Below are 26,115 nucleotides of genomic sequence, written 5' to 3' on the forward strand. Positions count from 1 at the left end.
ACCAGTTTTGAAAAATCGCTAGAACAAAAGCGCATTATCCGCAAAAAGCAGCTAGGTTCTCTTCTTCCATCTTATCCTTACTTATCACTCCGCAGCAGTAGATAGAGAAAATAAGGTGCACCAATGATGGCCACAATAACACCAGCAGGAATTTCACCTTTTTCCTGAATTGTACGTCCAATCGTATCACTAAGCAGCAGAAGAACACTTCCAGTTAATAAAGACAGCGGTAAAATATCCTTATGCTTGGCGGCTCCTAGCTTTCTGACAATGTGCGGGGCAATTAAGCCTAGAAAGCTGATTCCACCAGTTACAGAAATAGCTGCTGCAGCTCCGGAAACAGCTAAAATCAACGAGAATAGCCGCTCTTTTCCCGCCTCCATTCCAACTGAAATGGCTGTTTCATCACCTAATTGCAGAATGTCATAAACTCGATGCTTTCTTAATGCAATCACAAAAACCAGTACCAGCCACGGCAGCAGGGCACCAGCAAAGGACCAATTACTGCCCCAGATAGTACCTGCCTGCCACATTGTGACAAAGCGATAATTTTCAGCATCCAGCTTTGTTGTCAGCAGAATCGTCAAAGCGGCAATTCCTGTACTTAATACCACTCCAGTTAAAACCATTCGAACGGGTGTTAATCCTTTGCGGCGGTCGTAGGCAATCAAAAGAATACTTCCAGCTGTCGCTAGTGCACCCAATAAAGCTACAAAAGGCAATAGAAATACGGTAGCTGTCGTTGCTTCGAAAAAGCTGATAAACAACAGCACTGCAAAGCCTGCACCTGCATTAATTCCTAGAATACCTGAATCAGCCAGTGGGTTTTGCGTGACACTTTGAAGAATAGTTCCACTTAAACCCAGAGCGCCTCCAGCTAGTACAGCGATAATAATCCGAGGCAACCGAAAATCAATGATTAATAGCCGCTGCACTTTGCTGCCAGAACCAAAAACTACTTGTAAAAAATCCTCGAAAGAAATCGCCAGCTGACCATTTGTCAGACTGAACAAGGTGATTGCTAACAACAATAAAACAAGTAAACTATAGATGCCGAGTAATTTTCCTTTACTCACCCTAGATTCCCTCCCTTACGGAATAAATAGATAAAGAATGGAATCCCAATGACTGCCACAACAGCACCAAAGGGTGTTTCAAACGGCGGATTGATCATACGGGCGATAAAATCGGCCAACACTACCAGAAAAGCCCCGCCGACAGCTGAAAACGGCAGTAGTTTGCGGTAGTTTTCACCAGCAAAAAAGCGCATCATATGTGGAACAATCAAACCGACAAAGCTGACTGATCCAGCAATCGCCACGGCTAAACCAGATAACAGCAGAATGAGTGCGCTGACCGCCAATCGAATCACCCGAGGATTTTTTCCTAAGCTAATTGCAGTGTCATCACCAAAACGCAGAATAGTAACTGACGAACTGAAAAAGAAGGAGGCAGCTACTGATGCAATAAATATAGGGGCTACAAGCTTCAGCTGCTGCCAGGAGATAGCGCTGATTCCGCCCAAAGACCAGAACGTAATATCTTGGCTTAAATTAAACTGCAGTGCAATAAACTGGCTAAGAGAAATAAACAACGCACTGATTCCGGCACCTGCTAAGGTTAATCGGATAGGTGTGGCTCCTTGCTTTGAGCGACTGGATATAAAATAAATGATTAGGACGCTCAGCCCCGCCCCCAAAAAAGAAACAAATAAAATCTGCCAGTAGCCTGCAGCTGGTAAAAAAGCAAAGACTAAGGCTAGACCCAATGAAGCACCAGCGTTAATCCCCAACAAACCAGAATCTGCCAACGGGTTTTGAGTAATCCCTTGAGCAAGAGCCCCAGTGATAGCCAGACTCGTTCCTACCAAAACTGCTCCAAGCACTCTAGGAAGGCGTATCGACAAGACTACCTGATGCAGCTGATTTTCCTTATCGAAATCAGTAAATGCTTCAATCAATGTGCTAAAAGGGACTTGAACCGCACCATACAGAACAGAGACAACAACTGCTGCCAGCAGCAAAAGAAAAAAGAGCAGAAAGCAGCTGATTTGCCGCTGTTGAAGCTTAGCTTTCCAGTTCATCAGCCTTCTCCTTTTCCGCCATTTCATAAGATAGAACCAGAGGCCGCCTTGTTTTTCCGTGACAGATAATTTCTGCTTCAATAGCAAATACCTGCATTAACAACGCTTCTGTGACAACCTCATTGGGTGTTCCGTCTTTTACTATATTTCCGTCCTTCATAGCAATGATTCGATCTGAAAAACGGGAGGCCAAATTAATATCATGAATGGTCATGACAATCGTTTTATTGTATTCCTGATTAATCATTTTCAACACGTTTAAAATTTCCAGCTGATGTGCCGGGTCAAGATAAGTGGTTGGCTCATCTAAAAGCAAAATCTCTGTATCCTGCACTAGAGCCATGGCTATCCATACCCGCTGCCGTTGTCCTCCAGATAATATCGCCACTGACTCTCTAGCCAGTTCAGTTAGCCCTGTCAACTCCAACGCCCACTGAATAAGCTCTTGATCGTGACTATTCAGGTTTTTCCAACCAGACTGATACGGATAGCGTCCAAAAGAAACCAAATCAAATACCGACAAATCTACGCTATTTTCCGGACTTTGAGATAAGATTGCCAGCTTTCGGGCAACTTCTTTTGATGAGAACTCGCTTAGCTTACGCTCTTCCAGCCAAACCTGTCCTTTAGCTTCCGGCATAATGCGCGCCAGTGTTTTAAGCAGCGTTGACTTGCCGCAGCCGTTAGGTCCAATGACACTGGTTATGGTTCCCTGTTCAAATGTACAGTTTAGCTTTTCGCTAATAACCTCTTTGCCATAGGCTGTCGCCAAATCGGTCGTTTTTAGTATATTCATGAAATTCCTTCCTCGTACTGAAGTTATATATACAACGATTCTTTTTATCTTTTCGATGAGAATGATTCTCAACGAACTGTACTTCATTATAGAAAACTCTTCTATAAAATGCAATGACCTTTATTCTTTCAGCACACAACAAAGAGAATTTATTTGTCAATTAGAAATAACAATTGACAAATCTCTCAATATAAATGATAATGAGAATCGTTATCATTTAATTATACTTAAGGGAGAGAATCAAATGAAATTGTTTAATAAATATACGGCGTTCGGACTGTCTCTATTAATTGGCGGAAGCTTACTAGCTGCTTGCGGCTCTAATAATAAAACAGACAGCTCCTCTGCTAAAGACAGTACTGCGGAAGAACGGGTCATGAAAGATGCTTTAGGAAATGAAGTGACTATTCCTGCTAATCCAAAGAAAATCATCGGCAGTTATCTGGAAGATTACTTAGTCGCTTTAGACGAGACTCCCATCGCTCAATGGACTGTAAATAATGCGAGTATTCAAGACTATCTACAGGATAAATTAGAAGGGATTCCGACAATCTCTTACGATTTGCCTTATGAGGAAGTTCTTAAATATGAACCTGATTTACTGCTGGTTAGCTCATCAGCGACGGTTGAAGGTGGAAAATATGCTGAATACAGCAAAATCGCTCCTACATATGTAGTGAAAAACGGCGACGGTGTTACCTGGCGAGATCAGCTAACTGATGTTGCGTCTGTTCTAAACAAGGAAGATCAAGCAAAAGAAATTCTAGCAGACTATGATACATTAGCTGATAAAACAAAAGCTGAGCTTGCAGACAATGCAGCTGATCAGTCAGCCGCCGTTCTTTGGATTACCAATAATCAAGCCTTTATGGTTAGCGAAACTCGTTCAAGCGGCGCTGTACTTTACGGAGATTTAGGTCTAAAAATCCCTAATTTGGTTGCTGAGATTTCTGAAACAGCAACGGCTGATTGGAGTGCTGTTTCTCTTGAAAAGATGGCCGAACTGGATGCAGACAATATCTTCTTAATCAATAGCGATGAATCCGATCCGTTCTTCCAAGAGAATGTCTGGAAAAACCTGAAGGCTGTGAAAAATGATAAAGTTTACAGCTTCGGCGGCGATTCCAGCTGGCTCTATAATGGACCAATTGCCAACACAAACATTATCAAAGATTTAAAAGCCTCACTTATTAAGTAAAAAAATAAAAAGATACCTTGAAAAGCAGCCTCTCATTGCTTTTCAAGGTATCTTTTAGTTTATATTAGCCCCAGCAAACCGCTCCCCATAATACACATACCCAACCTGCTTTTACGCTGCGTTGCTTTGTCTTCGTTAATTTTGTCATGATTATTCTCTCCTTTCCTAGTTTTTTATTGGCGGATTAGCCCCAGCAAACCGCTCCCCATAATACACATACCCAGCCTGCTTTTACGCTGCGTTGTTCTGTCTTCGTTAATTTTGTCATGGTTATTCTCTCCTTTCCTAGTCTTTTATTGGCGGATTAGCCCCAGCAAACCGCTCCCCATAATACACATACCCAACCTGCTTTTACGCTGCGTTGCTTTGTCTTCGTTAATTTTGTCATGGTTATTCTCTCCTTTCCTAGTCTTTTATTGGCGGATTAGCCCCAGCAAACCGCTCCCCATAATACACATACCCAGCCTGCTTTTACGCTGCGTTGTTCTGTCTTTGTTAATTTTGTCATGGTTATTCTCTCCTTTCCTAGTCTTCTATTGGCGGATTAGCCCCAGCAAACCGCTCCCCATAATACACATACCCAGCCTGCTTTTACGCTGCGTTGTTCTGTCTTTGTTAATTTTGTCATGATTATTCTCTCCTTTCCTAGTTTTTTATTGGCGGATTAGCCCCAGCAAACCGCTCCCCATAATACACATACCCAGCCTGCGTTTACGCTGCGTTGTTCTGTCTTTGTTAATTTTGTCATGATTATTCTCTCCTTTCCTAGTTTTTTATTGGCGGATTAGCCCCAGCAAACCGCTCCCCATAATACACATACCCAGCCTGCTTTTACGCTGCGTTGCTCTGTCTTCGTTAATTTTGTCATGTGCCCTCCTCCTTTCTATTTCCAAATTCAGTATTATATTTCTAGTACGCTAAGTGTTTCCGCCAAATCCATCACTCCTTCATATCTAAGTACCTTACCGTTTTTTATTATTATTAACGTTGGCGTTCCGGAAATATTGTATTTTTCGCTAAACTCTTTTGTTTCCAAATTGTCACCATCAAGAAACAAAATTGTCTTACTGCTTTTTTTCGCTGCTTCCGATAAAATTGGTGTAAACACTCTACAAGCTTCACAAGAATTTTTACCAAAATAAACGACCATTTCTTTTTCGTCTGCTATTCTGTTCTTTACCTCCTCAACACTAATTTCTTCAAACTCTTGATTCTTATCAGCAACAGTCAAGCGAGCTAGGCAAAAGCCTCCTGAGATTAGCAATAGCAGCGTTATCAGCAATAGTTTTACTCTTTTCATCATTTCATCCCCTCACTAATCTCTATAATCTGATCACATTGTTCCAATAGATACGTGTCATGAGTAATTAAAATGATGATTTTATCGTTCGTATTCGCCAATCCTTTTAAAACCTGTATAAATGCATCTACTGATTTTTGATCTAGATTTGTTGTAGGCTCATCAAACATATAAACTGATTTCTCCTCATATAAAGTTCTTAAAAGAAGAATTTTCTGAAGCTGCCCTTGAGAAAGATTTCCGCCTTGGGAATAGATTACATAATCATCAGGCAGCTCTAATCCCATGCACTCTTTTAAATAATCAATTCGTTGATTCTTCGGAGTCTGGGTACTATTAAGTCCAAATTTTATATTGCCTCCAACTGTATTTTGGAAGGTTCCCATCTCTGGAAAATAGGCGTTCACTGCCTCATTGATATTCGTCCCGTGTAAAGAGGAAAAGCGTTTATCATTGATTCGAATTACTCCGCTATCTGGGCTCAGAACCCCTAGAATAATTTTCATTAAGGTACTTTTCCCTGAGCCGTTTTTACCAGCAATCCCCGTTATTTTTCCTTTTTCAAAATCTATATTCATTCCTGATAAACATTTGCCATCTTCGTTATAAGAGAATGAAAGTTTCTCCAGACTAAGTTGCTCTATCGTTTTACTCCCAATATCAGTTAGATCACTTTCCTCTTGACTGTCACGTATATCCAGGCTACTTTGAATGTATGTTACAGCCTGTTCACTTTTTTGGATTCTTAACCAGGTTTGAACAATCGGTCTCAATCTGGAAAGGACCAGTGTGATAATAAAAACACTGAGAAACAACATTGTAATTGATTGATTTTTATTAAATGTATAAGCATAAATCAACAGACCAAAAATACTCAAGGTGATACAAGTACTGATAAATTCAAAGATTGAATCAATCGCTGTAGACAGCTCGTTACTAATCAGTTTCTTATTAAAGTAATCACTCATTCGAGCCTGAACTTTTTCACTGGCTTCTTCTTCCTTGGAGAATAAATGTACATCCAGCGACAAACGCAGCTGCTCTTCAATTGCTGAAGATAATGCGTTCGAGCCTGAAACTACCCCTTTTTCAAAATTCTGGATTTTTTTTGCCCTTCTACTAACCAGAACTGTGAAGGCTGCCAGCCAGGCCACAACTGTACATCCCAATAGAATATCAACTTTGAAAATAAGCAGACACAGTACTAGAACAAAAGCTAAATCAAATTTTAAATACAGCTTATTCAAAATACCTGTAACAGAGATTAATAAATTCCAAAAGTGTCCCATGATATTGTCCATATTTCTTTTTTCAGTAACATTTTTCGTTTGTTTCTCATAATAGTCCATCAGAACCTTCTGCTGAAACTGATTTTCCAGTTTAGTCTTTATTTGAATATCCTTTTGACTAATTTGATAGTAGATAAGCATTAGAGTCGTAAAGAATAGCGCAATCATACCAAAGTAAGACATTGTTATATTTTCCATCTGATAAATCATCACGTACTGCATAAATGCCGTCAGACTTAATGGAATGAGGTATTTCATAAAAGTCAGTATACCTATTTCAACTTTTGAAGAAAAAGGCAGCTTTCGAATAATCTGTTTATATAGCTGACTCTTGTTTTTCTTAACTTGATTTGTCTTCTTTTTTACATCTTCAATACAAATAGCATATCCCATAAATGTTTCGATAAATGCTGCTACATCCTTTGTAATCAATTGTGGTTCAGCTGGATCGGAATAAGTTATCTGCTGCTGACTAATCTGATGTACAGCAACATAATGCGGTAACCCCTCTCGTTTAATCATGCAGACGATAGGAAATTTTTGACTGCTTAGCTCATGAAAATCTGTGACTTGATACGCTTCACTGTAGACACCATTGCTTTTCATGATTTCCTGAAGTTGGAGCAGAGATAAACCCTGCTCATTTGAATCCAAAGACTCACTTAATGTTAACTCCACATTTTTTACTTTTAATTGTTTGAATATGGTTTCCAACGCTGCTAAGCCGCAGTCATTAGACATATTCTGCATCGTGTGTGCATACATTAGACACCCCTCCTAAATCTCACTTACGGTTATGTCGCCAAAACCAAGTTCGACTTTAATTAGCCCCTGAGTGTTCTTCTGCTGACCAGGCTGATTAACTTTTCCCTGATTGGTGCTTAGCTTGTAAGCCTTAGCAAAAATTTCAGGTACCTCCATCTTTACATTCCCTTTGTTCATCTGAATCAATAATTGTTCCAAGTTTTTCTCATCAGTCACCTGTATCGTCATTCTCAATCTATCTCCATTTAATTTCGCTACGCTCAAGCCGATTGCTGTAGAAAAATCAAGACACATTTCCTGTTCATCCGGGTTCAGCTTATCCAATTTTTCTGCAAACGAAACCGGCATTTGACCTTCAATAGACAGCTGATTAACCGAACTCTTTTCTAGATAAATGTCAATATCCTGACTAATTCCTTTTAACGTTATATTTTTGACCTGCTCCGAGGTCAGTTCCCATTGTTTATTTACAGATGTTTTCTCTTCACTAACATAATTGAAAATGAATACGCCCAAAACAGTAGTACAGATTATCAGTAATAATAGTTTCTTTTTCATTTTAGTAGCCTCCTTCTTATTTTAGTTCTTTCCTTTGAAGTATCGAAATCGTACAGGTAATAGCAGCAATTAGAAGTAGCAGCGCTCCTACAAGCACTTTTACCAGATGATCCTGGCTTAGCTCACTCAGCTGAGCAACAGCTGCTAGATTCTTAAATAGAAAGTACTGTGATAAATTCTGCATGTCGACACCTAGTTGCTCTAAAAAAATATTTACAACATTCTCGCCTAACAAGATAATTAAGACATAGACCGCTGTTGAAAGCGCTGCGGAATTCTCCAAGCTATATAAAAACAAGCCGATTGATAAAACAACAAGATATAGAATAGTTTGTAGTCCCAAGATTCCAAGAATTTCTATAAATTGAATACTGCCTTGAAATTTAAAACTAAATATGACTGCCGATATATTGTATATAGTAATGAGCAACGTACCCAGCAGATATGTCGTCACCATCTTACTAAAGTAATATTTTTCTCTTGAAACACCGGAGATAAGAGCTGAGTTGACTGTCCTGCAGACAAAATCCTTTTGCCATACCAGCATATAAATTGGAATAAACAGCATTGGCAAAAGCACTGTTCCATTAACCATCAGACTCCGAATACTCATCATTCGCTCATCGATTGTTGTTGTTAAAGTAGAAAATAAGGTAACTATCAGTGCGCAAAGCAGGGCAATGTAAATTGTTTTGCTTTTTGAAGCGTGATACAGGTCTGCCTTAATTAATTGATACATGGTAATCTCCTCCTACAATTTCCAAAAATACATCTTCTAATTCTTTTTTTACATGCTGAAGCTGATAAACACTAATTTGATGATCGGATAGTTTTTCACAGAAAATATTTAGTGTCTCATTGTCTGTATGAAAAATGATTTTATTATTCTCCACACCAACTACATTTATATTTTTTTCTTCAATCAGCTGCAGAGCCGCTTCTTTATCTGATACATCCAGTATATATTTACACGTAAGCTCAGCTGCCAGCTCCTCACTGGAAAATTCTTTTACCAATCGGCCATCCTGAATAATCCCATATCTAGTCGCTACCATTGCCAGCTCAGATAAAATATGGCTGGAAATTAAGATTGTTGTGTTTAATTCTTTGTTTATTCTATGAATCATCTTTCGCATTTCAATAATACCTGCCGGATCCAAACCGTTAATCGGCTCATCCAATATTAGTAAATCCGGATTATTTATAATTGCCATTCCGATGCTCAGTCTTTGACGCATTCCCAACGAAAAGTCCCGCACTTTCTTGTTACCAGTTGTACTTAACCCAATAAATTCCAATGTTTTATTGACACAATTCGCTTCTCTAACATTTTTCTGAATGGCTGCATATTTTAAATTTTCAAAGGCACTTAGCTCTGGATAGACCGCCGGAGCTTCAATAACTGCACTAACAGTCATCTCTTTTTTTAAATAGTTGTATTCTCCTGATGTTTGAAAAACCAACCCTGTAATCGTTCGAATTAACGTTGTCTTGCCAGCTCCATTTTTTCCGATAAATCCATAAATATCTCCTTCATAAATCGACATATTCACCTGGTCCAGCGCCGTAAAATTCTTATATTTTTTAGTTAAATCTGTTGTTTTCAACAATAAGTTACTCATGATGATACCTCCTACATTTTAATAACATTAGCTGTATGCATATTCATCCAGCCATGCTTCAAATTCTGATAGAACACTGCCCTTTTCTGGTGTCCATTCAACTTTACTAACTAATTGTCCATCTTTAAAATGTGCAATTGTTGGTGTATACATAACACCGTAAGTCTTTTTAAACGCTTTCCATTGCTGCTCATCTTTTCTCAGCTTGGAAACATTAAGATAAACAATCTTCTGTTCCAAGTTTCTTTCCTCAACCATTGAAAGAAACGACGGTTCAAAATCCGTGCAGTCCCCACAATCAGGTCGTCCAATATAAACCAGCAGCTCACCTGCCTTGACCTCTGTTTCAAAAGAATGAAAGCTTAATGAATCAATAACGTCATAAATCTCCGGGTAATCTATTTTCGCTTGATACAATTCCTCATGGCTTTTCTTAAGCTGTCCATTTACTGAATAAGTGATAATTCCAATAACCATTAAAAACAAGCCGATAATCAATGATATCTGTTTACTATTTTTTATTTTCATGTTTTTCTCTCCTATCTTTATCGTTACCATTCTTTGTTTACTTGATACATTTATTATAGTTAGCCTCTCATGTTTTCGTATGAGTAGTTTATGCAGTCTTTCGTAGGTAAATAATGCAAGCTCTCTCAACAAACGAATCCCTTTTTATTTATTTGTTTGTCTAACCAGCAAATTAGATGAACATTCATCAATAAAAGACCTTCTCCTGTTTCTATTTGGTAAGTTTTAGCAAGCCAAAAAGTCTTGAGTACTATTTTCATCCTTATGTGATTAACTAAACGAAAAGACAAGTCCCCTTTCTTTATCCTAGGAAATACATCTGCTTACTTCTTGCTCCCATCTTGATTTGGATCACTTCTCTCTTACTAATTAAGCTTCTCTTCCTTGAATAACTGCTCAGTATTTCAATCCTTTTCACCATAAAATTTAATCAAAAAAAGACAGAACCAGCTATTTTCAAGCTAATTCTGTCTATTGTACTGTCACATAGTATTTAAAATTTATCGACAATCCCTAACTCAATTCCTCTTACTACTGCTGAAATAGAGGAGTTGACATGAAATTTTTCATTGATTGACTGAATATGATTGGCGACTGTTCGCACACTTAAAAATAGAGTCTCTGCTATCTCTTTTTGTTTCAAGCCATCGGCAGTCAGTTGAAGAATCTCTTTCTCGCGATCCGTCAACGGTTCTACATCTGTATAGAATTTAGGAAAAACAGTTTTCCCCGCCATCACTATCTTCATAACATCAAACAGCTTTTCGGGATCGCTATTCTTATCAATAAAAGCCTTTGCTCCCATATTAATCGCCTGGCTATGATATTCTAATAAATCATGACCTGAATGAAAGATAATCTTCTGATCTGGAAATTCTGCTAGTACCCGTTGACCAACCTTTAGTCCATTCTCTCCTTTTAACTGAATATCTAAAAGCAGGATGTCCGGTTTTTCTTTTCTAAGAGTCTCTGATAAGCCGTCTGCATTAAGATGATAAGAAAATTTTTCTATTTTTGGATTAAATGATAGATAAAACTGCAGACTTTTAGCATATCCGCCATGATCATCAATCATTAAAATTTTCATTTTCTCCACTCCTTTCCCCAATTGGAATCATCATTTCAATCGCTGTCCCACTCTTTTCTTTGCTTCTAATCTGTATATCCCCCTTGATGGCATTAATATCCTGCTTTACTGACAGCAGCCCAATATGATTTGTATAGAAGTTTTCTTCTATTTTTTCTTTCACATTAAAACCGACACCATCATCTGTTATACAAATTTTAACTGTTTCAGCCAATTGACTGATTTCCAACACAATTTCATTCGCATTCGCATGCTTTACAGCATTTTGTATCAGCTCTTTAACTGCTCTAAAAACAGTAAATTTATATTCTTTCGGCACATAGATACTTTCTTCATATACATATTTTATTTTTATATTCTTATTTTTGAAGCTTTGATCTTTTCTCAGCTTTTCACAATAAATCCCCAAGCTTTCCTGAAGTGACATATTAGCCAGCATAGATGGATAAATATCGAACATTTTTTCCCGAATCGATGTATTTAGTTCTACCACATTCTCAATGATGAAGTCTTTAACTACACCATCTTCCATCGTAGACACAATGTTCTTTATAGCCAGCAGATTTTGTAAGATATCATCATGCAGGTAATACGTGAAGTCTTTTTGAATTCGTTCATTGCTGTATAATATTTTAAATTGAATATATTGATCGTATTTGATTTGAGGGAGCTTTTGAACTTTACTTGTTACTTGATTTAGCAATTCACTAGTCCCAAGCAGTTCACTAACCGTCTCACTTAATAATTTTAGTGAAGATACTTCATTTGCCCGATAACGCTGATTTTGCTTTCCTAGTACTAACCATCCTTGTATTTGATTGTTATAGAAAAGTTCAAAAAAGAGGTACGAATTTTTATGCCAGATAATAATATTTTCACTCGTCTGAAAGGTCTTAATCCATTCCTTATTCAATACGAAATCATTAAAACATCCCTCCTGCTTCAAAATGAAGTGGACCATTTGATCCTTCCAGATAATCATCAGACCGTCCGTTTCAACGGTTCGATTTACTAATTCTGTAACTAAATCCCCAAGTGAACTAAAGTAGTCTTCATATGTAATCTGATGAAAGATTTTTAGTTTTTCTGCTTCAAGATTCTCATTCATTTTATCGATTTTCTCAATTTCTTGAATCGAAAACAGCTCAGAAACGTATTGATAAACAAATAACATCATTAATAATAGACTATTTAAAAGCAGCTGCTGTTCAAGAGAAACCCTCTGAAAAGACAACACCACACTATTAGTTGCCAGTAAAACGACGATTAGCAAAACCTTTTTTAGAAGCTGCGTATAATTCGTACTAATAATCAATGTGTTATTTTTTATTAAAATATAGGCAATCGTTGTGGGTAGAATAAAAATAGGACAAAACAAAATCAGAAATTCAGCAAGATTATTTGAAAATTTCGGCATTTCAAACACAACACTGAAAATATACGGAAAAAAAGAAAGCACTGCGCTCTTCAGCAATAATCTGGAGAATCGCTGCGGCAAATAACGCTGCTTTCCTTTAAATTTGAAATAACTGTAAATACTGAATGAAACTGCCAATACTAAACCGATAACGTATATCTCATTAATATAAAAATTGGTTAAAAACATAAGCAGGCTAAACCCGGAAAATAACAGCAAAACCGTTCTCAGCCTCTTAACGATTATCTGCTCATCAATGGTGATAAATGTGGTAAAAAAATGGAACATTACAACAGGCGAAAGTGCTACAAAAATTCTTTCCAGATAAATCAGTAATGGCTCTGTAGAGCTTAAGGTCTGGAAAATCCCCCCCATTAACAGAGTAAGCCAAAAATAAGCCTTTGTTACTTTGGTTGTCTGAGACTTTAATAAAACAAGACATCCTAAAAACATCGAAAATACACCAATGATAAATTGAAAATTAAACATCTGAAAATCATCGATGCTTGTTTTTCCTGTCAGATAATAATTTCGCTCTATAAAATAAACAATAATAGAGAATAAAATCCCCATCGGAATAAATCGAACTGGATTCATGTTATTCCTCATTTTTTTTCCTCCAGTCCAAATATTGAAACAATCTCTCTGTCTCCATGGCTTTATCTTTAAATCGGTTCTTCACCATTCTATAGGCTTCTTGATGTGCTTTATAAGCAACAATTAAGCAGTACTGAAGGGCACCACTCTTTTTAATGTAAAGATGGAGTTGAGTTTCCAATGCGGTGTCCGCTCCTCCATTAACCGAATAAATCTTTAGCTGCTCAAGCAGCTGACCATCATTTTCTTGACTATATTTATTTGCCATAATCAGGGGAAGCGTTGGCTTCATTGCTCGCAAATCATTTTTTTTCGGATTGATACAATCTAGTGTGTCGTTAATCAGTTGTCTGGATGTTCCTAATTTCTCAGCTATCTGTTCACCAAAAGCTGTCTCCTGCTCGCTTGCCAATTCAAAAATATACTGATACACAGAAATTGTTTTAGTTAACATTTCATCAAAGTAATCTTTTTCAGAAAGTTCATTTGTTAGCTGATTCTCTACATCAAACCATTCACCGTCAATTGCTGTATTCAATCTTTCAATAAGATTACTTACGGATTTTTTCGGCACAAAAAAAGAAAGTTGTTCCAAAGACTCCAGCAACAGTCTTGTTAATTGGTAGTAAGACTGTTTATCAAAGGAGTTGTTCTTATCCCCATCCATCAAATCATCATATAGACTAAAACATAAATTCAGTACTTCAATATAAAAACCAATTGCTATATCCTTTTCTGAACATTCATTTTTATGTAGCATTCGTATTAACAAGTAAATTTTTCCCCAACTGTGTTGATCTTTTTCAAAGATTCTATTCAGCTGTTTCTGAACAAAGACAGTAAAATTAGTCGGATACACTTTAAAAAAACGTGATTGCTCAAAATCAGTATGTAGATACTTTATTAACGACTCTTGCTCATTCAAAAAATCAACTCCTATTGGATTATTTACCAAGAACTGCTGTATGTTTCAGCTGTAACATCTGCTGTATAAAACTGTTGTATCTCATCCAGCTCAAGACTAGTAATTTCTGTTGCTAACTGTAAATCACGTTCCATTTTATTCACTGCATTCATTTCTTGAATAAATTCCCATAAGTTTTTCATTTCAACATTCTCCTGACATATTTGATACGTCCATCATAGGAGAAAAGAAGTTATTTGAAATGAGTAATTTATGCAAAAATAAAATTTATCTCCCAAAAGTAAACAATAGTATCTAAAAATGATAAAAAACCACTCATTATTAATAATGACATCTCTCTTCAAAAAAAACAAGACTAAACAAAGGAAAAAAGTCTGGGAACAAAACTAAAAATCAGTTTTTGTCCCAAACTTTAATTCTGAATAAACGGTGGCCAAAAGTCAGCTTTTTCGGAAATTTCAAGCAAGACAAGCAATGCAAAAAAGTGTATTATTCGTTTTTATTTACAATTTATCAAACCTAAGAGACTTTTATACGAAAACTAAATACTAAAAAACAAAGAAGCTGCCCCCGACTTTTTGATGGATGTCTAATCCAGCACAACACGAGCAAAGTACATCTTTCATAAGAATTCCTCCTTGAAAAAAGTACAGGAGAGGCTATTCTACTTATAAAAACAATTTATTTTTATACGCAGGTTCTATGACCTAATGATCGGTGCAACTAAGTAGAATGATCTAGTTTGTCCCTCAAGGTCAACTTGGAGAAAAACCTCAATCAATAATCGACCTACAAGCCACTCCTATCAGTTTTAGTATGACAGGAAATGACCTGTAGGTCGATTCTTTTTTTATTTTCATTCTGTTTGGTGGCGGGAACCGCCATAGATATTTGTTTCAGCCTCTTTCAGTACGCACTTTATCTTATTCAAAAACGGGTGCTCTACCTCATTCTTATAAGCTTCGTACTTGTTTAATTACTATAAATTAGCTCTTAATAGCTGTTTCCAGACCTACTTCAATCATTTCATTAAATGTTGTCTGTCTCTCTTCAGCCGTTGTTTCCTCACCAGTGATAATATGGTCACTTACAGTACAGATTGCTAATGCCTGCACGTTAAATTTCGCCCCTAAATAATACAAGGCTGCAGCTTCCATTTCCACTCCCAGTACACCTAATTCAGCCAACTTCATTGTTTCAGCTGTATCATCCTTGTAAAATGTATCTTCAGACAATACATTTCCTACATGGGTAGTAAATCCTTTTTCTGTCGCAAGCTGATAGGCTTTAAGCAATAAGTCAAAATTGCCGATTGGTGGAAAATGAAACTGTTGGAAATTTTTAGCAATCATTGCAGAGCTAGTTGCCGCGCCTTGAGCAATCACTAAATCTCGAACATGAACATCTGTAGAAAGCGCGCCGCAAGTGCCTACTCTAATCAATTTCTTCACATCATAGGAATTGATTAATTCATGGGCGTAAATCGTTGCGGAAGGCATACCCATACCTGTTCCCTGTACAGAAACACGTTCTCCTTTATAGGTTCCCGTATAGCCCAGCATTCCCCGAACCTGATTGTAACAAACCGGATTCTCTAAAAAGGTTTCTGCAATATATTTTGCCCTTAGCGGATCGCCCGGCAATAGAATTTTATCTGCTATTTCACCTTGTTTCGCTTCAATATGAACACTCATTTGCTTCGCTCCTTTATTTTCTTCTCATTAGTGTTAGAGATAACAAACGTTTCATCGTACTACATATTTTTCAATGTAGTTTTCACCAGCTGCTTGAATTGCTCCTTCACCCGCTCTGTTGTTTCCACAACTTCTTCATGGTTTAGGCTGCTCTGCATCCCAGCAGCCAGATTAGTAATACAAGAGATTCCCAGAACCTTCAAGCCGCTATGAGCAGCCACAATTACTTCTGCCACAGTGGACATCCCCACAGCATCAGCCCCCATCGTCCGAGCCATGCGTATTTCAGCAGGTGTTTCATACGTCGGACCAGAAAAGCCCATATACACGCCTTCCTGTAAAACAATCCCTTGTTCAGCAGCTGCTGCCTTTGCAGCCTCCTGATAATTTTTCGTATAAGCCTGACTCATATCCGGGAAACGTGGTCCCATGTCATCTTCATTCTCACCAATTAACGGATTGTCTCCAGTGAAATTGATATGATCAGTAATCAGCATCAGATTACCTGGTTCAAAGGCTTCATTCACTCCACCTGCAGCATTGGTTACTACAATCGAATGAATACCTAACGCTGCCATCATACGTACTGGATACGTCACTGTCTGCATTGAATGACCTTCATAGTAATGGAAGCGTCCCTGCATAGCCAGCACTTTTTTCCCAGCTAGTGTACCATACACTAGCTTACCCGCATGACCAACGACTTTAGAAAGAGAAAAATGCGGTACTTCAGAAAAGGAAATCGCTACTGGATTTTCAATTTCCTCTGCCAGTTCACCAAGACCAGAGCCCAAAATCAAACCAAAGTCTACCTGTTCAAGTCCTTTTCCTCTCAAAAAATCAGTTGTTTCCTGCAGCTGTTCTTTCAATTTTGTCATTGTTTTCCTCCTATTTTAAATCACTTAAAAAGCTGACGCCGTTTTCTGTTTTAGGAACTCCAAAGTTTTCAGCAATCGTTGCGGAAATATCTGCATAGTGTCCTTGAGCAAGCTGACCTTGTCCCTGCATTTTTTTACTATAAACAAGCAGTGGAACGTACTCTCTAGTATGGTCTGTCCCAGGAAAAGTCGGATCATTGCCGTGATCGGCTGTAATCATCAACAAATCATCTTCCTGCATAGTTTCTAAAATCTCAGGTAGCCGCAGGTCGAACTCTTCTATTGCATGCGCATAGCCAACAACATCTCGGCGATGACCAAATAATGCATCGAAATCAACCAGATTGGTAAAGCTTAAACCTGTGAAATCCTTCTTCATGACATTCAACAGCTGATCAACACCGTCCATGTTGCTCTTTGTACGGACTGCTTCAGTGATGCCCTGTCCGTTGAAAATATCATTAATTTTCCCAACTGCAATCACAGCTTTGTCGGCTTCCTTCAACGAATCCAGCACCGTATGTCCAAATGGATCCAATGCGTAATCATGGCGGTTGCTTGTACGTGTAAAGTTGCCTGGTTCACCAAGATAGGGACGGGCGATAATGCGTCCAATCATATACGGCTCATCTTTTGTAATGTCTCGGACGTACTGGCAAATTCGGTATAGCTCTTCTAAAGGAATAATGTCTTCATGTGCTGCAATCTGCAAAACCGGATCAGCAGACGTGTAAACGATTAAATCCCCTGTTTTCATTTGATGTTCACCGTAATCATCAATCACAGCCGTACCACTATATGGTTTATTGCAGACAATTTTTCTTCCTGAAAAATCTTCAATCTGCTTCAATAATTCATCAGGAAAGCCCTCAGGAAAGACACGAAACGGCTTTTGAATGTTCAAGCCCATAATTTCCCAATGTCCCGTCATAGTATCTTTACCAACCGAAACTTCTTCCAATTTTGTTGCATAGCCTAAATGATCAGCATCAGCAGCAACTTTATGCAAAGGAGCAATTGTACCCAAGCCCAGCTTTTCAAGATTAGGGATAGTCAACCCGGCTTCCTTAGCAATATGCCCTAATGTATCACTGCCTACATCACCAAATTTATCAGCATCTGGCGCTTCTCCAATTCCTACAGAATCCATTACAACTAAATGTACACGTTTAAACATAACCATCCTTCTTTCTTCCAGTTTTGTTTAGTGCTTATAGACATCAGACAAGTTCGTTCCCGCTGATATCTGATTAAAATAGTAAAAACTATTTTTTTACTGCTGTTACATTAGCTAGCTTGCCCAAGGGAGATAATGGACCAGCTTTTTACTCCTGCTTCTCATAGCTTAGAGCAGAAGTATTATTATACAAGCAAATAAAACATTCCTCTTCTGCTTTTATCTTTACAGTACTCATTTATGCAAAAAAAGGCAAGACTAAAGAAATGTTCCCATAGTCCCGCCCTTTTAATACAACTATCTAAATCCTGTAAGAAAACTGTGATGTACTCTATTCCCTTACTTGTTCTTTTCAAAACGGCATTTTTTAAGTCGCCGCTTCATGCTAGAGGATTTATATAGATTAATTATTTAGATTTGATATAGTTCTGACCATTGGCTTTCGGTCCGGAAGCTTTTCCTAAGAACAGTACCAATACAATGATTGTCAGTACATAAGGTGCTGACTGCAGATAGACATCAGGAATCTTGGAAATAATCGGAATACTTGATCCGGCAATACTCAGATTTTGTGCAAATCCGAAGAACAACGCCGCACCCATCGCACCCAATGGATTCCATTTACCGAAGATCATAGCTGCCATCGCGATAAACCCTTGTCCGGCGATTGTGGTTGCTGCAAAACGTCCAGCAATCGATTGTGCGAAAATCGCACCGCCCATACCGCCAAGGAAACCTGACAGCATTACACCAGCGTAACGCATCATGTAGACATTGATACCCAGCGTATCCGCAGCTTGAGGATTTTCCCCTACCGAACGCAAACGGAGACCAAACCGGGTTTTAAAAATAACAAACCAGGCAAGAATCGCAATCAGTACCGCAAAATATGCCGGTAAGAAGGTCCGTTTAAAGAATAAATCACCAATAATTGGAATATCTTTCAAGATTGGAAAGGCAAAGTAGCCAAATGATTTTGCAATCGTATCTGTCTGCCCTTTTCCATAAATTACTTTTACAAGGAATATGCCCAGTGCCGGCGCCATCAGATTAATAACTGTACCGCTTATAATATGATCCGCACGGAGATTAACTGTAGCTACTGCATGAAGCAATGAGAAAACCAGACCAACAGCACCGCCGACGAGACAGGCGATCCAAGGCGTCATGCTGCCGAAAGTATCGGCGAAGGTTAAATTGAAGACAACTGAACTGAATGCACCCATGACCATAATGCCTTCCAGTCCTACGTTTACAATCCCGCTTCGTTCTGAGAACGTACCGCCCAAAGCAGTCAGAATCAGTGGAGTGGAATAAAATAATGTCTGATTAATAATTGTCTGAATTGTTGATAGTAATGCTGCATCCATTAGATTTTCCCTCCTTGCTGGCTTTCATCATTGCCGGCTGACTCTATCTCTTGAACAACCACAACTTCTTTTTTACTTCCAGATGCTTTTGCCATCAGGAAACGGATAAGGTAGCTAATCCCAACAAAGAAGATGATTGATGCAATAACAACATCGACCAATTCGGTTGGAACGCCTGCACGAAGCGGCATTCCTTGTCCGCCCAGCTTAAGAATACTAAACAGCAGAGCTGCCAGTAAAATACCTGCTGAGCTGCCGGCACCTAGTAAGGATACCGCCATTCCATCAAATCCAATACTCAGTGACGAACCTTGTACAAAGAAGTTCTGGAAGGTTCCTAATCCCTGTACAACACCGCCTAAACCAGCAAGTGTACCTGAGATAATCATAGAAAGAATAATTGTCCGTTTACTACTCATCCCTGCATATTCAGAAGCAAAAGGATTTAGTCCAACAGAGCGTATTTCATAGCCGATTGTAGTTTTCTTCATCATAAACCAGACAATCACCAGAAAAATAAGCGCTAAGAAAATACCAAGATTTAACCGGGAACCATTACTCATCTCAGTCAAGAAAGAATTTCTAAGGGTCGCATTTGCTCCAACCATCTTGGTTACCCCTTTGTTGCTCATCACTTCAGGATTCATAACATTATTGACAATATGAGTGCTTGCATAAAGCAGCACATAGTTCATCATAATCGTAACGATAACTTCACTCGTTCCAAAATACGCCCGTAAAATACCGGGAATCGCAGCCGCAGCCGCACCGGCTAGCGCACCAGCAATCACTGCTAATGGTAATACAACCATTCTAGGCGCATCCGGCATTGCCAGCGCCACCCAGATACTTGCTACCCAGCCGCAAAGCGCCTGACCAGAAAGCCCGATATTGAAGAAGCCGGCTGAGTTCGCTACAGAAAAGCCCAGGGCTGTAAAAATCAGCGGCCCGGCTGTTACAAAAATTTCACCAATATTTTTAGGTCCCTGACCAAAAACAGTGGTAAACATTGCGGAATATCCTTGAACAGGTGAATACCCGAAAATCAACATAATAATTGCACCAAGAATGAATCCCATCACTACCGACAGTATCGGCACCATAATATTTCTGATTCGTTCTGTCTTGTTATTCAACAGAATCACCTGCCTTCACACTGTTTAGCTCTTCACGTGCTTCTTCCAGTGAATACCCTGCCATCAGAAGCCCTAGTTCATTTTCAGATGTTTCCTTCGGATCAACAATCCCTACAATTTTTCCAGCATGGATTACTGCGATACGGTCAGAAACATTCATAATTTCATCGAGTTCAAAGCTGACAACTAACACAGCCTTCTCCTGATTACGCTGTTCAATCAGACGTTTATGAATATACTCAATCGCCCCCACATCAAGTCCCCGTGTTGGCTGAGATACAATGAGTAAATCAGGATTTCGGTCTACTTCTCTAGCGATGATTGCCTTTTGCTGATTCCCGCCGGACAGAGCCTTTGCAGGCACCAGTTCATTGGTTGTACGGACATCGTATTCTTCAATCAGCTTGCGGGCATACTCATTAATTTTATTATAATTCAGCACTCCGGTTTTACTTAGCGGTTCCTTGTAGTAAGTCTGCAGTGCTATGTTTTCTGCCAAAGTCATTTCCAGAATCAAGCCGTACTTATGACGGTCTTCCGGCACATGTCCCACACCAGCTTCTGTAATTTGGCGAGGCTTCTGATTAACAATGGATACTCCGTTCAGCTCCACTGATCCGCTTTCGATTTTCCTTAAGCCTGTCAACGCCTGAATTAACTCAGTCTGTCCGTTACCATCAATCCCAGCTATCCCTACCACTTCACCAGCTCTGACATCCAGACTCAGGCCTTTAACCGCTTCAAGTCCCCGACTCTCTTTAACGACTAAATCTTTAACAGACAGGACTGTCTTGGTCGGTTTTGCAGGTATCTTTTCTGTTTTAAATGATACTGAACGGCCGACCATCATATCTGCCAGCTGCTGAGAAGATACGTCTTTAATATCAACGGTACCGATACTCTTGCCTCGGCGAATAACTGTACAACGATCTGCAACTTTTTTAATTTCATCCAGCTTATGGGTAATCAGAATAATCGATTTTCCTTCTTTGACCAGCCCCTGCATAATTGCAATTAATTCATCAATTTCCTGAGGCGTCAGCACCGCAGTCGGTTCATCAAAAATCAGAATATTGGCTCCGCGATAAAGAGTTTTTAGAATTTCCACTCTTTGCTGCATACCAACAGAAACATCTCGAATATACGCATTAGGATTTACATCTAATCCGTATCTTTTGGATACTTTTTGAATTTCTTCAACAGCTTTTTTACGGTCCAGAACACCGCCTTTAGCAGGTTCGTTTCCTAAAATGATATTCTCAGTGACAGTAAAAGCATCAACCAGCATAAAATGCTGATGGACCATTCCTATCCCTAAGCGGTTAGCAGCAGTCGGTCCATTGATATCTACCTTTTGACCGTCTATGTAGATTTCTCCTGAGGTCGGTTCCAATAAACCTGACAGGACATTCATCAGTGTAGATTTTCCCGCACCATTCTCTCCCAGCAATGCGTGAATTTCTCCAGGCTTTACTTGCAGGTTGATGTTGTCATTGGCTTTGAATGTGCCGAACTGTTTGGTAATATTGCGCATCTCAATCACATATTTTTCTTGAGCCACGTTTTTTTCACATCCTAACGTTTTTTTCACTTGTGACAAGCAACAAGGTTTTACATGTTGAAACTGAACATAAAGCTTAGGCACTGCTGTTTCTTCAAAAATTCGGGTGACCAAATCTTAAAAGTCCGAAAGATGATTTCTGTCGTTTGACTTTTAAGAAAACAGATTAGTAAACTAGTTTATCTCCTATTCTGCTTTCTTAGAAACCGGAACTTTTTTAGGAATGGGATAGGAGGGACATTCGCATGTCCCATTCCTCATTCCCTGTTCAACAACTTAACTATTTACGAATTAGTCTTTTACATCTTCCGGTGTTTCAGGCACTTCAATATCTCCTGCAATAATTTTTTCTTTTGCAGTATCTACCGCTTTTTGTGCATCATCTGAAAGGTAGCCTTCAGTCAAATCAACACCGCCGTCTTTCAAACCATATACTTTGTGTTCGCCGCCAGGGAATTTGTCTTCCAAAGCAAGATTAGAGATATCTTTGACTGCTGCGCCTACACCTTTAAGCGTAGAAGTCAATGTAAAGTTATCATCTTTGCCATCTGATGTTGTATATTTACCATCTTCATCCTGGTCTCTATCCACACCGATAACCCATACTTTGTCTTGGTCGCCAGATTCATTCAAATCTTTCGCTTCTTGGAAGACACCTGCTCCTGTACCGCCTGAAGCGTGGAAAATGATGTCTGCTCCGCCTTGGTACATTGCAGCTGCAAGAGATTTCCCTTTCGCAGGATCTCCAAATGATGCAGCATATTTCACATCAACAGTGATTGTCTTGCCTAGCTCTTCAGCAGCATCTGCAACACCTTGACGGAAGCCAGCTTCAAAGCGGTCAATTACAACCCCTTCTTCACCACCGATAAAACCAACCTTATCAGTTTTAGTTGTATTGGCAGCAGCTACCCCTGCAAGATAAGAAGCTTCATGATCCTTGAAAGTTGCTGAAACTACGTTGTCTTTGTCTTCGATTACACTATCAATGATAACGAATTGTGTATCCGCATTTTGATCTGCAGCAGCACTAATAGAGTCTGCCAACAGATAGCCGATACCGAATACTGTTTTGAAACCGTTGGAAACAGCTGTATCGATGTTTGTTACGTATTCAGAAGCATCATTTGATTGGATGTAGTCATAACCGCCAGCACCTTTTGGCAGGTCATTCTCTTTACCCCACTCCTGCAATCCTTCCCATGCAGACTGGTTAAATGATTTGTCATCCACACCGCCGATGTCGGTTACGATCACTGCACTGTGGTCAGCATCTCCTGAACCACTTGCTGATCCGCCATCTTTTGAGTCATCCGTTGTGCCGCCGTTACCTCCGCCACATGCAGCTAATGCAACTGTCAATCCAGCTGCCACTACGCCTAGACCAAATAATTTTGCTTTTTTCATTTCTGTAAAGCCCCCTAAATAATAGTTTTATATTTTCAACAGCCAGGATGACTGAATGAAACGTAGATAAGAAAACCTGTGCAGAAAATGTATGCCTTATACAGAAACAGCGGATGCCATTGCTGTTAAGGATTACATCTGCTGCTGATAGTACTGAACCGCAAAACTGATTGATTCATTTTCAGAAGAAGCAAGCTTCTTCTGACCAGCCCTTTTCAACATTGTTTATGTGCTTGTCCGCCCTTCTCACATCTGCGGTTTACAAGTCATCATCAGTAAAGGCGTACGGTAAAAGCTCAGCCACTGTTGTTTCTTTGGTAACACCATTGTCGCCAACTAGCGTCACCGGCATTGAAGGCTCACAAAACTCGGCAATAACCTGCCGGCAAGCACCACATGGCGCAATTGGTTTAGGTGTATGCCCGGCAACAACTAAATGCTGAAACTTTCTTTGTCCCTCTGAGACAGCTTTGAAAATAGCTGTCCGTTCTGCACAGTTTGTTAGTCCATACGAAGCATTTTCAATATTAATTCCCTGATACGTCTGACCGTCTTCAGTGACGAGACAGGCTCCTACCGGGAAATGAGAATAAGGAACGTAGGCCTTATCTAATGCATTTTCTGCAATTGCAATCCATTCTGGTTTTACAGTCATGATTTCCCCACTCTTCTATTCTATGGTTTAATTCGCATCCGTTTAAAACTAGTAGCCGGTACCTGTTGCACCTTCCATGATTGACACACCTGCACTTGTACCGATTCTTGTCGCACCGGCAGCAATCATTGCTTCTGCTTCTGCTTTGTTATGGATCCCGCCTGAAGCTTTAACACCCATATCAGAACCGACTGTTTCTCTCATTAACCGAACATCTTCGACTGTCGCTCCGCCCGTTGAAAAGCCTGTAGAGGTTTTAACGAAATCAGCCCCTGCTTCTTTTGCCAGCTGGCAAGCTTTCACTTTTTCTTCATCTGTCAACAGAGCTGTTTCAATAATCACTTTTACCAAGACTTTACCTGCCGCTGCTTCCACTACTGCCTGAATGTCCTTCAGAACTTTTTTATATTGCTTAGATTTCAGCGCACCGACATTCAAAACCATGTCTACTTCGTCTGCGCCATTTGCAATTGCATCTTTTGTTTCATAAGCTTTTACTTCAGAAGTATTTGCTCCTAGAGGAAAACCAATAACTGTACAAGTTGAAACAGCTGTACCCGCTAATTTTTCATGCGCCAAGCTCACCCAAAACGGATTTACACAGACAGAAAAGAATTCATATTTTTTTGCTTCTTCAATAATTTTCAATACGTCTTCTTCTGCTGCATTTGCTTTCAATATCGTGTGATCGATCATTCGATTAATTTCCACGTTTTTACACTTCCTTTTACGTTTATAGAGTAATTATATCATGAATCAGAACAGGTTCCTCCCCTGACTGTCCAATTTCGATATTTTTATAAATCAGATCCTTTACTTCTTCTATGTCTTCAGTATTCGCATAGATTGTCAACAGGGATTCTCCTTCATTCACAGGCATACCGACCTTCTTGTGCAGCTTAATTCCTACTGCATAATCCAGCTCATCTTCCTTAGTTGCCCGACCCGCACCTAAAAGCATTGCAGCCACGCCAATCTCATTTGCAACAATCCGTTGAACAATGCCGCTGGATTTTGCCGGCAATTCAACTTCATACTTAGCTGTCAATAGTCGTTCCGGGTTATCGATGATTGTATCATCGCCCCCTTGATTACGAATCATTTCTCTGAATTTTTCCAAGGCTTTTTCAGATTCCAGCGCTTCCTTCAGCATCGCCCGTGCTTCGTCCAACGTTGCGGCTTTTTCTGCTAGAACAACCATCTGACTGCCCAGCACATAGCACATTTCCACTAAATCTTCTGGCCCATTTCCCTTCAGAGTCTCGATTGCTTCAACAATTTCCAAACTGTTGCCAATCGCCTCGCCCAGCGGCTGAGACATATCTGAAATAACCGCCATCGTCTGCCTGTTAGCCAATTTACCAATCCGCACCATCGTTTCTGCCAACCTACGGGCTTCATCCAGGTTTTTCATGAAGGCTCCTTCACCAGTTGTCACATCCAGTACAATCGCGTCCGCACCTGCTGCGATTTTCTTGCTCATAATTGAACTGGCAATCAGCGGAATTGAATTCACTGTTGCGGTAACATCTCTTAATGCATAAAGCTTTTTATCTGCAGGAGCCAAATCGCCCGACTGACCAATCACCGCTACATGGCTTTCATTGACTAATCGTATAAACTCTTCATCCGGCAGTTCAACCTTAAAACCGGGAATTGCTTCCAGCTTATCAATTGTTCCGCCGGTATGTCCTAAGCCTCTGCCGGACATTTTAGCAACACTCACACCTACACTAGCTACTAAAGGAGCTAAAATCAGCGTTGTGGTATCGCCTACTCCGCCGGTAGAATGCTTATCTACCTTGATGCCTTTTATCTCAGAAAGATTGATTACTTCACCGGAATGAGCCATCGCCAAAGTCATATCTGTAATTTCTTCATCTGTCATGTCCTGATAAAAAACTGTCATCAAAAATGCACTGAGCTGATAGTCTGGAATATCTCCTTTGGTATATCCGTCAATAATGAACTGGATTTCTTCTTTCGACAGTACATTTCCGTCTCTTTTTTTCTCGATTAAATCTACCATTCTCATTCTTGCATTCCTCCGAATTCCCAATGTTGTATTATAC

The 26,115-nt window shown here is 39.4% G+C and carries 24 protein-coding genes; 1 reads left to right on the top strand and 23 read right to left on the bottom strand.

What is annotated here, in order from left to right; all coding sequences use genetic code 11:
* Positions 1 to 77 precede the first annotated feature (77 nt).
* Genes ACYSNQ_RS08975 through ACYSNQ_RS08985 form a run of 3 tightly spaced genes read right to left on the bottom strand, consistent with a single transcriptional unit; the run spans position 78 to position 2,879 of the window.
* Positions 78 to 1,076, bottom strand: a complete 999-nt coding sequence (locus tag ACYSNQ_RS08975) for a FecCD family ABC transporter permease (protein WP_426082620.1) — start codon at positions 1,074 to 1,076, stop codon at positions 78 to 80.
* Entirely contained in the window at positions 1,073 to 2,083 is a 1,011-nt protein-coding gene (locus tag ACYSNQ_RS08980) for a FecCD family ABC transporter permease (RefSeq protein WP_426082621.1), read from the bottom strand. The genes ACYSNQ_RS08975 and ACYSNQ_RS08980 overlap by 4 nt, the downstream gene beginning before the upstream one ends.
* Entirely contained in the window at positions 2,067 to 2,879 is an 813-nt protein-coding gene (locus ACYSNQ_RS08985) for an ABC transporter ATP-binding protein (protein WP_426082622.1), read from the bottom strand. Before ACYSNQ_RS08985 ends, ACYSNQ_RS08980 begins: the two co-directional genes overlap by 17 nt.
* 244 nt (positions 2,880 to 3,123) lie before the next feature.
* On the opposite strand from ACYSNQ_RS08985, the gene ACYSNQ_RS08990 reads away from it, so the two are divergent.
* On the top strand, positions 3,124 to 4,077 hold the full coding sequence (locus ACYSNQ_RS08990) for an ABC transporter substrate-binding protein (RefSeq protein WP_426082624.1): 954 nt from the start codon (positions 3,124 to 3,126) through the stop codon (positions 4,075 to 4,077).
* A 901-nt stretch (positions 4,078 to 4,978) separates the two neighbouring features.
* On the opposite strand, the gene ACYSNQ_RS08995 is transcribed toward ACYSNQ_RS08990, so the two are convergent.
* The 20 genes from ACYSNQ_RS08995 to ACYSNQ_RS09090 form a co-directional block, all read right to left on the bottom strand.
* Positions 4,979 to 5,380 carry a thioredoxin family protein gene (locus tag ACYSNQ_RS08995; protein ID WP_426082626.1) on the bottom strand — a complete coding sequence of 134 codons (402 nt, stop codon included), beginning with the start codon at positions 5,378 to 5,380 and terminating at the stop codon, positions 4,979 to 4,981.
* On the bottom strand, positions 5,377 to 7,431 hold the full coding sequence (locus ACYSNQ_RS09000) for an ATP-binding cassette domain-containing protein (protein ID WP_426082628.1): 2,055 nt from the start codon (positions 7,429 to 7,431) through the stop codon (positions 5,377 to 5,379). Before ACYSNQ_RS09000 ends, ACYSNQ_RS08995 begins: the two co-directional genes overlap by 4 nt.
* Before the next feature lie 12 nt (positions 7,432 to 7,443).
* Positions 7,444 to 7,989, bottom strand: coding sequence for a hypothetical protein (locus ACYSNQ_RS09005; protein ID WP_426082630.1), 546 nt, complete (start codon positions 7,987 to 7,989; stop codon positions 7,444 to 7,446).
* A 16-nt stretch (positions 7,990 to 8,005) separates the two neighbouring features.
* Positions 8,006 to 8,728 carry a hypothetical protein gene (locus tag ACYSNQ_RS09010; protein WP_426082632.1) on the bottom strand — a complete coding sequence of 241 codons (723 nt, stop codon included), beginning with the start codon at positions 8,726 to 8,728 and terminating at the stop codon, positions 8,006 to 8,008.
* Positions 8,712 to 9,611: an ATP-binding cassette domain-containing protein gene (locus tag ACYSNQ_RS09015; RefSeq protein ID WP_426082633.1), complete on the bottom strand. Its 900-nt coding sequence runs from the start codon at positions 9,609 to 9,611 to the stop codon at positions 8,712 to 8,714. Before ACYSNQ_RS09015 ends, ACYSNQ_RS09010 begins: the two co-directional genes overlap by 17 nt.
* 27 nt (positions 9,612 to 9,638) lie before the next feature.
* Positions 9,639 to 10,139, bottom strand: coding sequence for a thioredoxin family protein (locus ACYSNQ_RS09020; RefSeq protein ID WP_426082635.1), 501 nt, complete (start codon positions 10,137 to 10,139; stop codon positions 9,639 to 9,641).
* A 493-nt stretch (positions 10,140 to 10,632) separates the two neighbouring features.
* Positions 10,633 to 11,226 carry a response regulator transcription factor gene (locus ACYSNQ_RS09025; protein WP_426082637.1) on the bottom strand — a complete coding sequence of 198 codons (594 nt, stop codon included), beginning with the start codon at positions 11,224 to 11,226 and terminating at the stop codon, positions 10,633 to 10,635.
* Positions 11,207 to 13,252 carry a sensor histidine kinase gene (locus tag ACYSNQ_RS09030; protein ID WP_426082639.1) on the bottom strand — a complete coding sequence of 682 codons (2,046 nt, stop codon included), beginning with the start codon at positions 13,250 to 13,252 and terminating at the stop codon, positions 11,207 to 11,209. Before ACYSNQ_RS09030 ends, ACYSNQ_RS09025 begins: the two co-directional genes overlap by 20 nt.
* Complete coding sequence (locus ACYSNQ_RS09035) at positions 13,242 to 14,165, bottom strand: polyprenyl synthetase family protein (protein WP_426082641.1); 924 nt, start codon at positions 14,163 to 14,165, stop codon at positions 13,242 to 13,244. The genes ACYSNQ_RS09030 and ACYSNQ_RS09035 overlap by 11 nt, the downstream gene beginning before the upstream one ends.
* A 23-nt stretch (positions 14,166 to 14,188) precedes the next feature.
* Positions 14,189 to 14,347 (bottom strand): hypothetical protein, encoded by a 159-nt coding sequence (locus ACYSNQ_RS09040; protein WP_426082643.1) that lies wholly within the window; start codon positions 14,345 to 14,347, stop codon positions 14,189 to 14,191.
* A gap of 804 nt (positions 14,348 to 15,151) precedes the next feature.
* Entirely contained in the window at positions 15,152 to 15,859 is a 708-nt protein-coding gene (gene deoD / locus ACYSNQ_RS09045; protein WP_426082644.1) for a purine-nucleoside phosphorylase, read from the bottom strand.
* Between the two features lie 59 nt (positions 15,860 to 15,918).
* Positions 15,919 to 16,737, bottom strand: a complete 819-nt coding sequence (locus tag ACYSNQ_RS09050) for a purine-nucleoside phosphorylase (protein ID WP_426082645.1) — start codon at positions 16,735 to 16,737, stop codon at positions 15,919 to 15,921.
* A gap of 10 nt (positions 16,738 to 16,747) precedes the next feature.
* Positions 16,748 to 17,914 (bottom strand): phosphopentomutase, encoded by a 1,167-nt coding sequence (gene deoB / locus ACYSNQ_RS09055; protein WP_426082646.1) that lies wholly within the window; start codon positions 17,912 to 17,914, stop codon positions 16,748 to 16,750.
* 407 nt (positions 17,915 to 18,321) lie between these two features.
* The gene (locus ACYSNQ_RS09060) at positions 18,322 to 19,284 is read right to left on the bottom strand and encodes an ABC transporter permease (RefSeq protein WP_426082647.1); all 963 of its coding nucleotides are present in this window, start codon (positions 19,282 to 19,284) and stop codon (positions 18,322 to 18,324) included.
* A complete protein-coding gene (locus tag ACYSNQ_RS09065; protein WP_426082648.1) occupies positions 19,284 to 20,420 on the bottom strand; it encodes an ABC transporter permease in 1,137 nt (378 codons plus the stop codon). The genes ACYSNQ_RS09060 and ACYSNQ_RS09065 overlap by 1 nt, the downstream gene beginning before the upstream one ends.
* Entirely contained in the window at positions 20,413 to 21,981 is a 1,569-nt protein-coding gene (locus ACYSNQ_RS09070) for an ABC transporter ATP-binding protein (protein WP_426082650.1), read from the bottom strand. The genes ACYSNQ_RS09065 and ACYSNQ_RS09070 overlap by 8 nt, the downstream gene beginning before the upstream one ends.
* Positions 21,982 to 22,272: 291 nt before the next feature.
* Complete coding sequence (locus ACYSNQ_RS09075) at positions 22,273 to 23,388, bottom strand: BMP family lipoprotein (protein WP_426082652.1); 1,116 nt, start codon at positions 23,386 to 23,388, stop codon at positions 22,273 to 22,275.
* Positions 23,389 to 23,647: 259 nt separating this feature from the next.
* Positions 23,648 to 24,043 (bottom strand): cytidine deaminase, encoded by a 396-nt coding sequence (locus tag ACYSNQ_RS09080; RefSeq protein WP_426082654.1) that lies wholly within the window; start codon positions 24,041 to 24,043, stop codon positions 23,648 to 23,650.
* Between the two features lie 48 nt (positions 24,044 to 24,091).
* Positions 24,092 to 24,754 (bottom strand): deoxyribose-phosphate aldolase, encoded by a 663-nt coding sequence (deoC, locus tag ACYSNQ_RS09085; protein ID WP_426082656.1) that lies wholly within the window; start codon positions 24,752 to 24,754, stop codon positions 24,092 to 24,094.
* Between the two features lie 22 nt (positions 24,755 to 24,776).
* Positions 24,777 to 26,078 carry a pyrimidine-nucleoside phosphorylase gene (locus ACYSNQ_RS09090; protein ID WP_426082658.1) on the bottom strand — a complete coding sequence of 434 codons (1,302 nt, stop codon included), beginning with the start codon at positions 26,076 to 26,078 and terminating at the stop codon, positions 24,777 to 24,779.
* Positions 26,079 to 26,115: the final 37 nt, after the last annotated feature.

It is taken from the genome of Enterococcus sp. LJL51 (genome assembly GCF_054871795.1).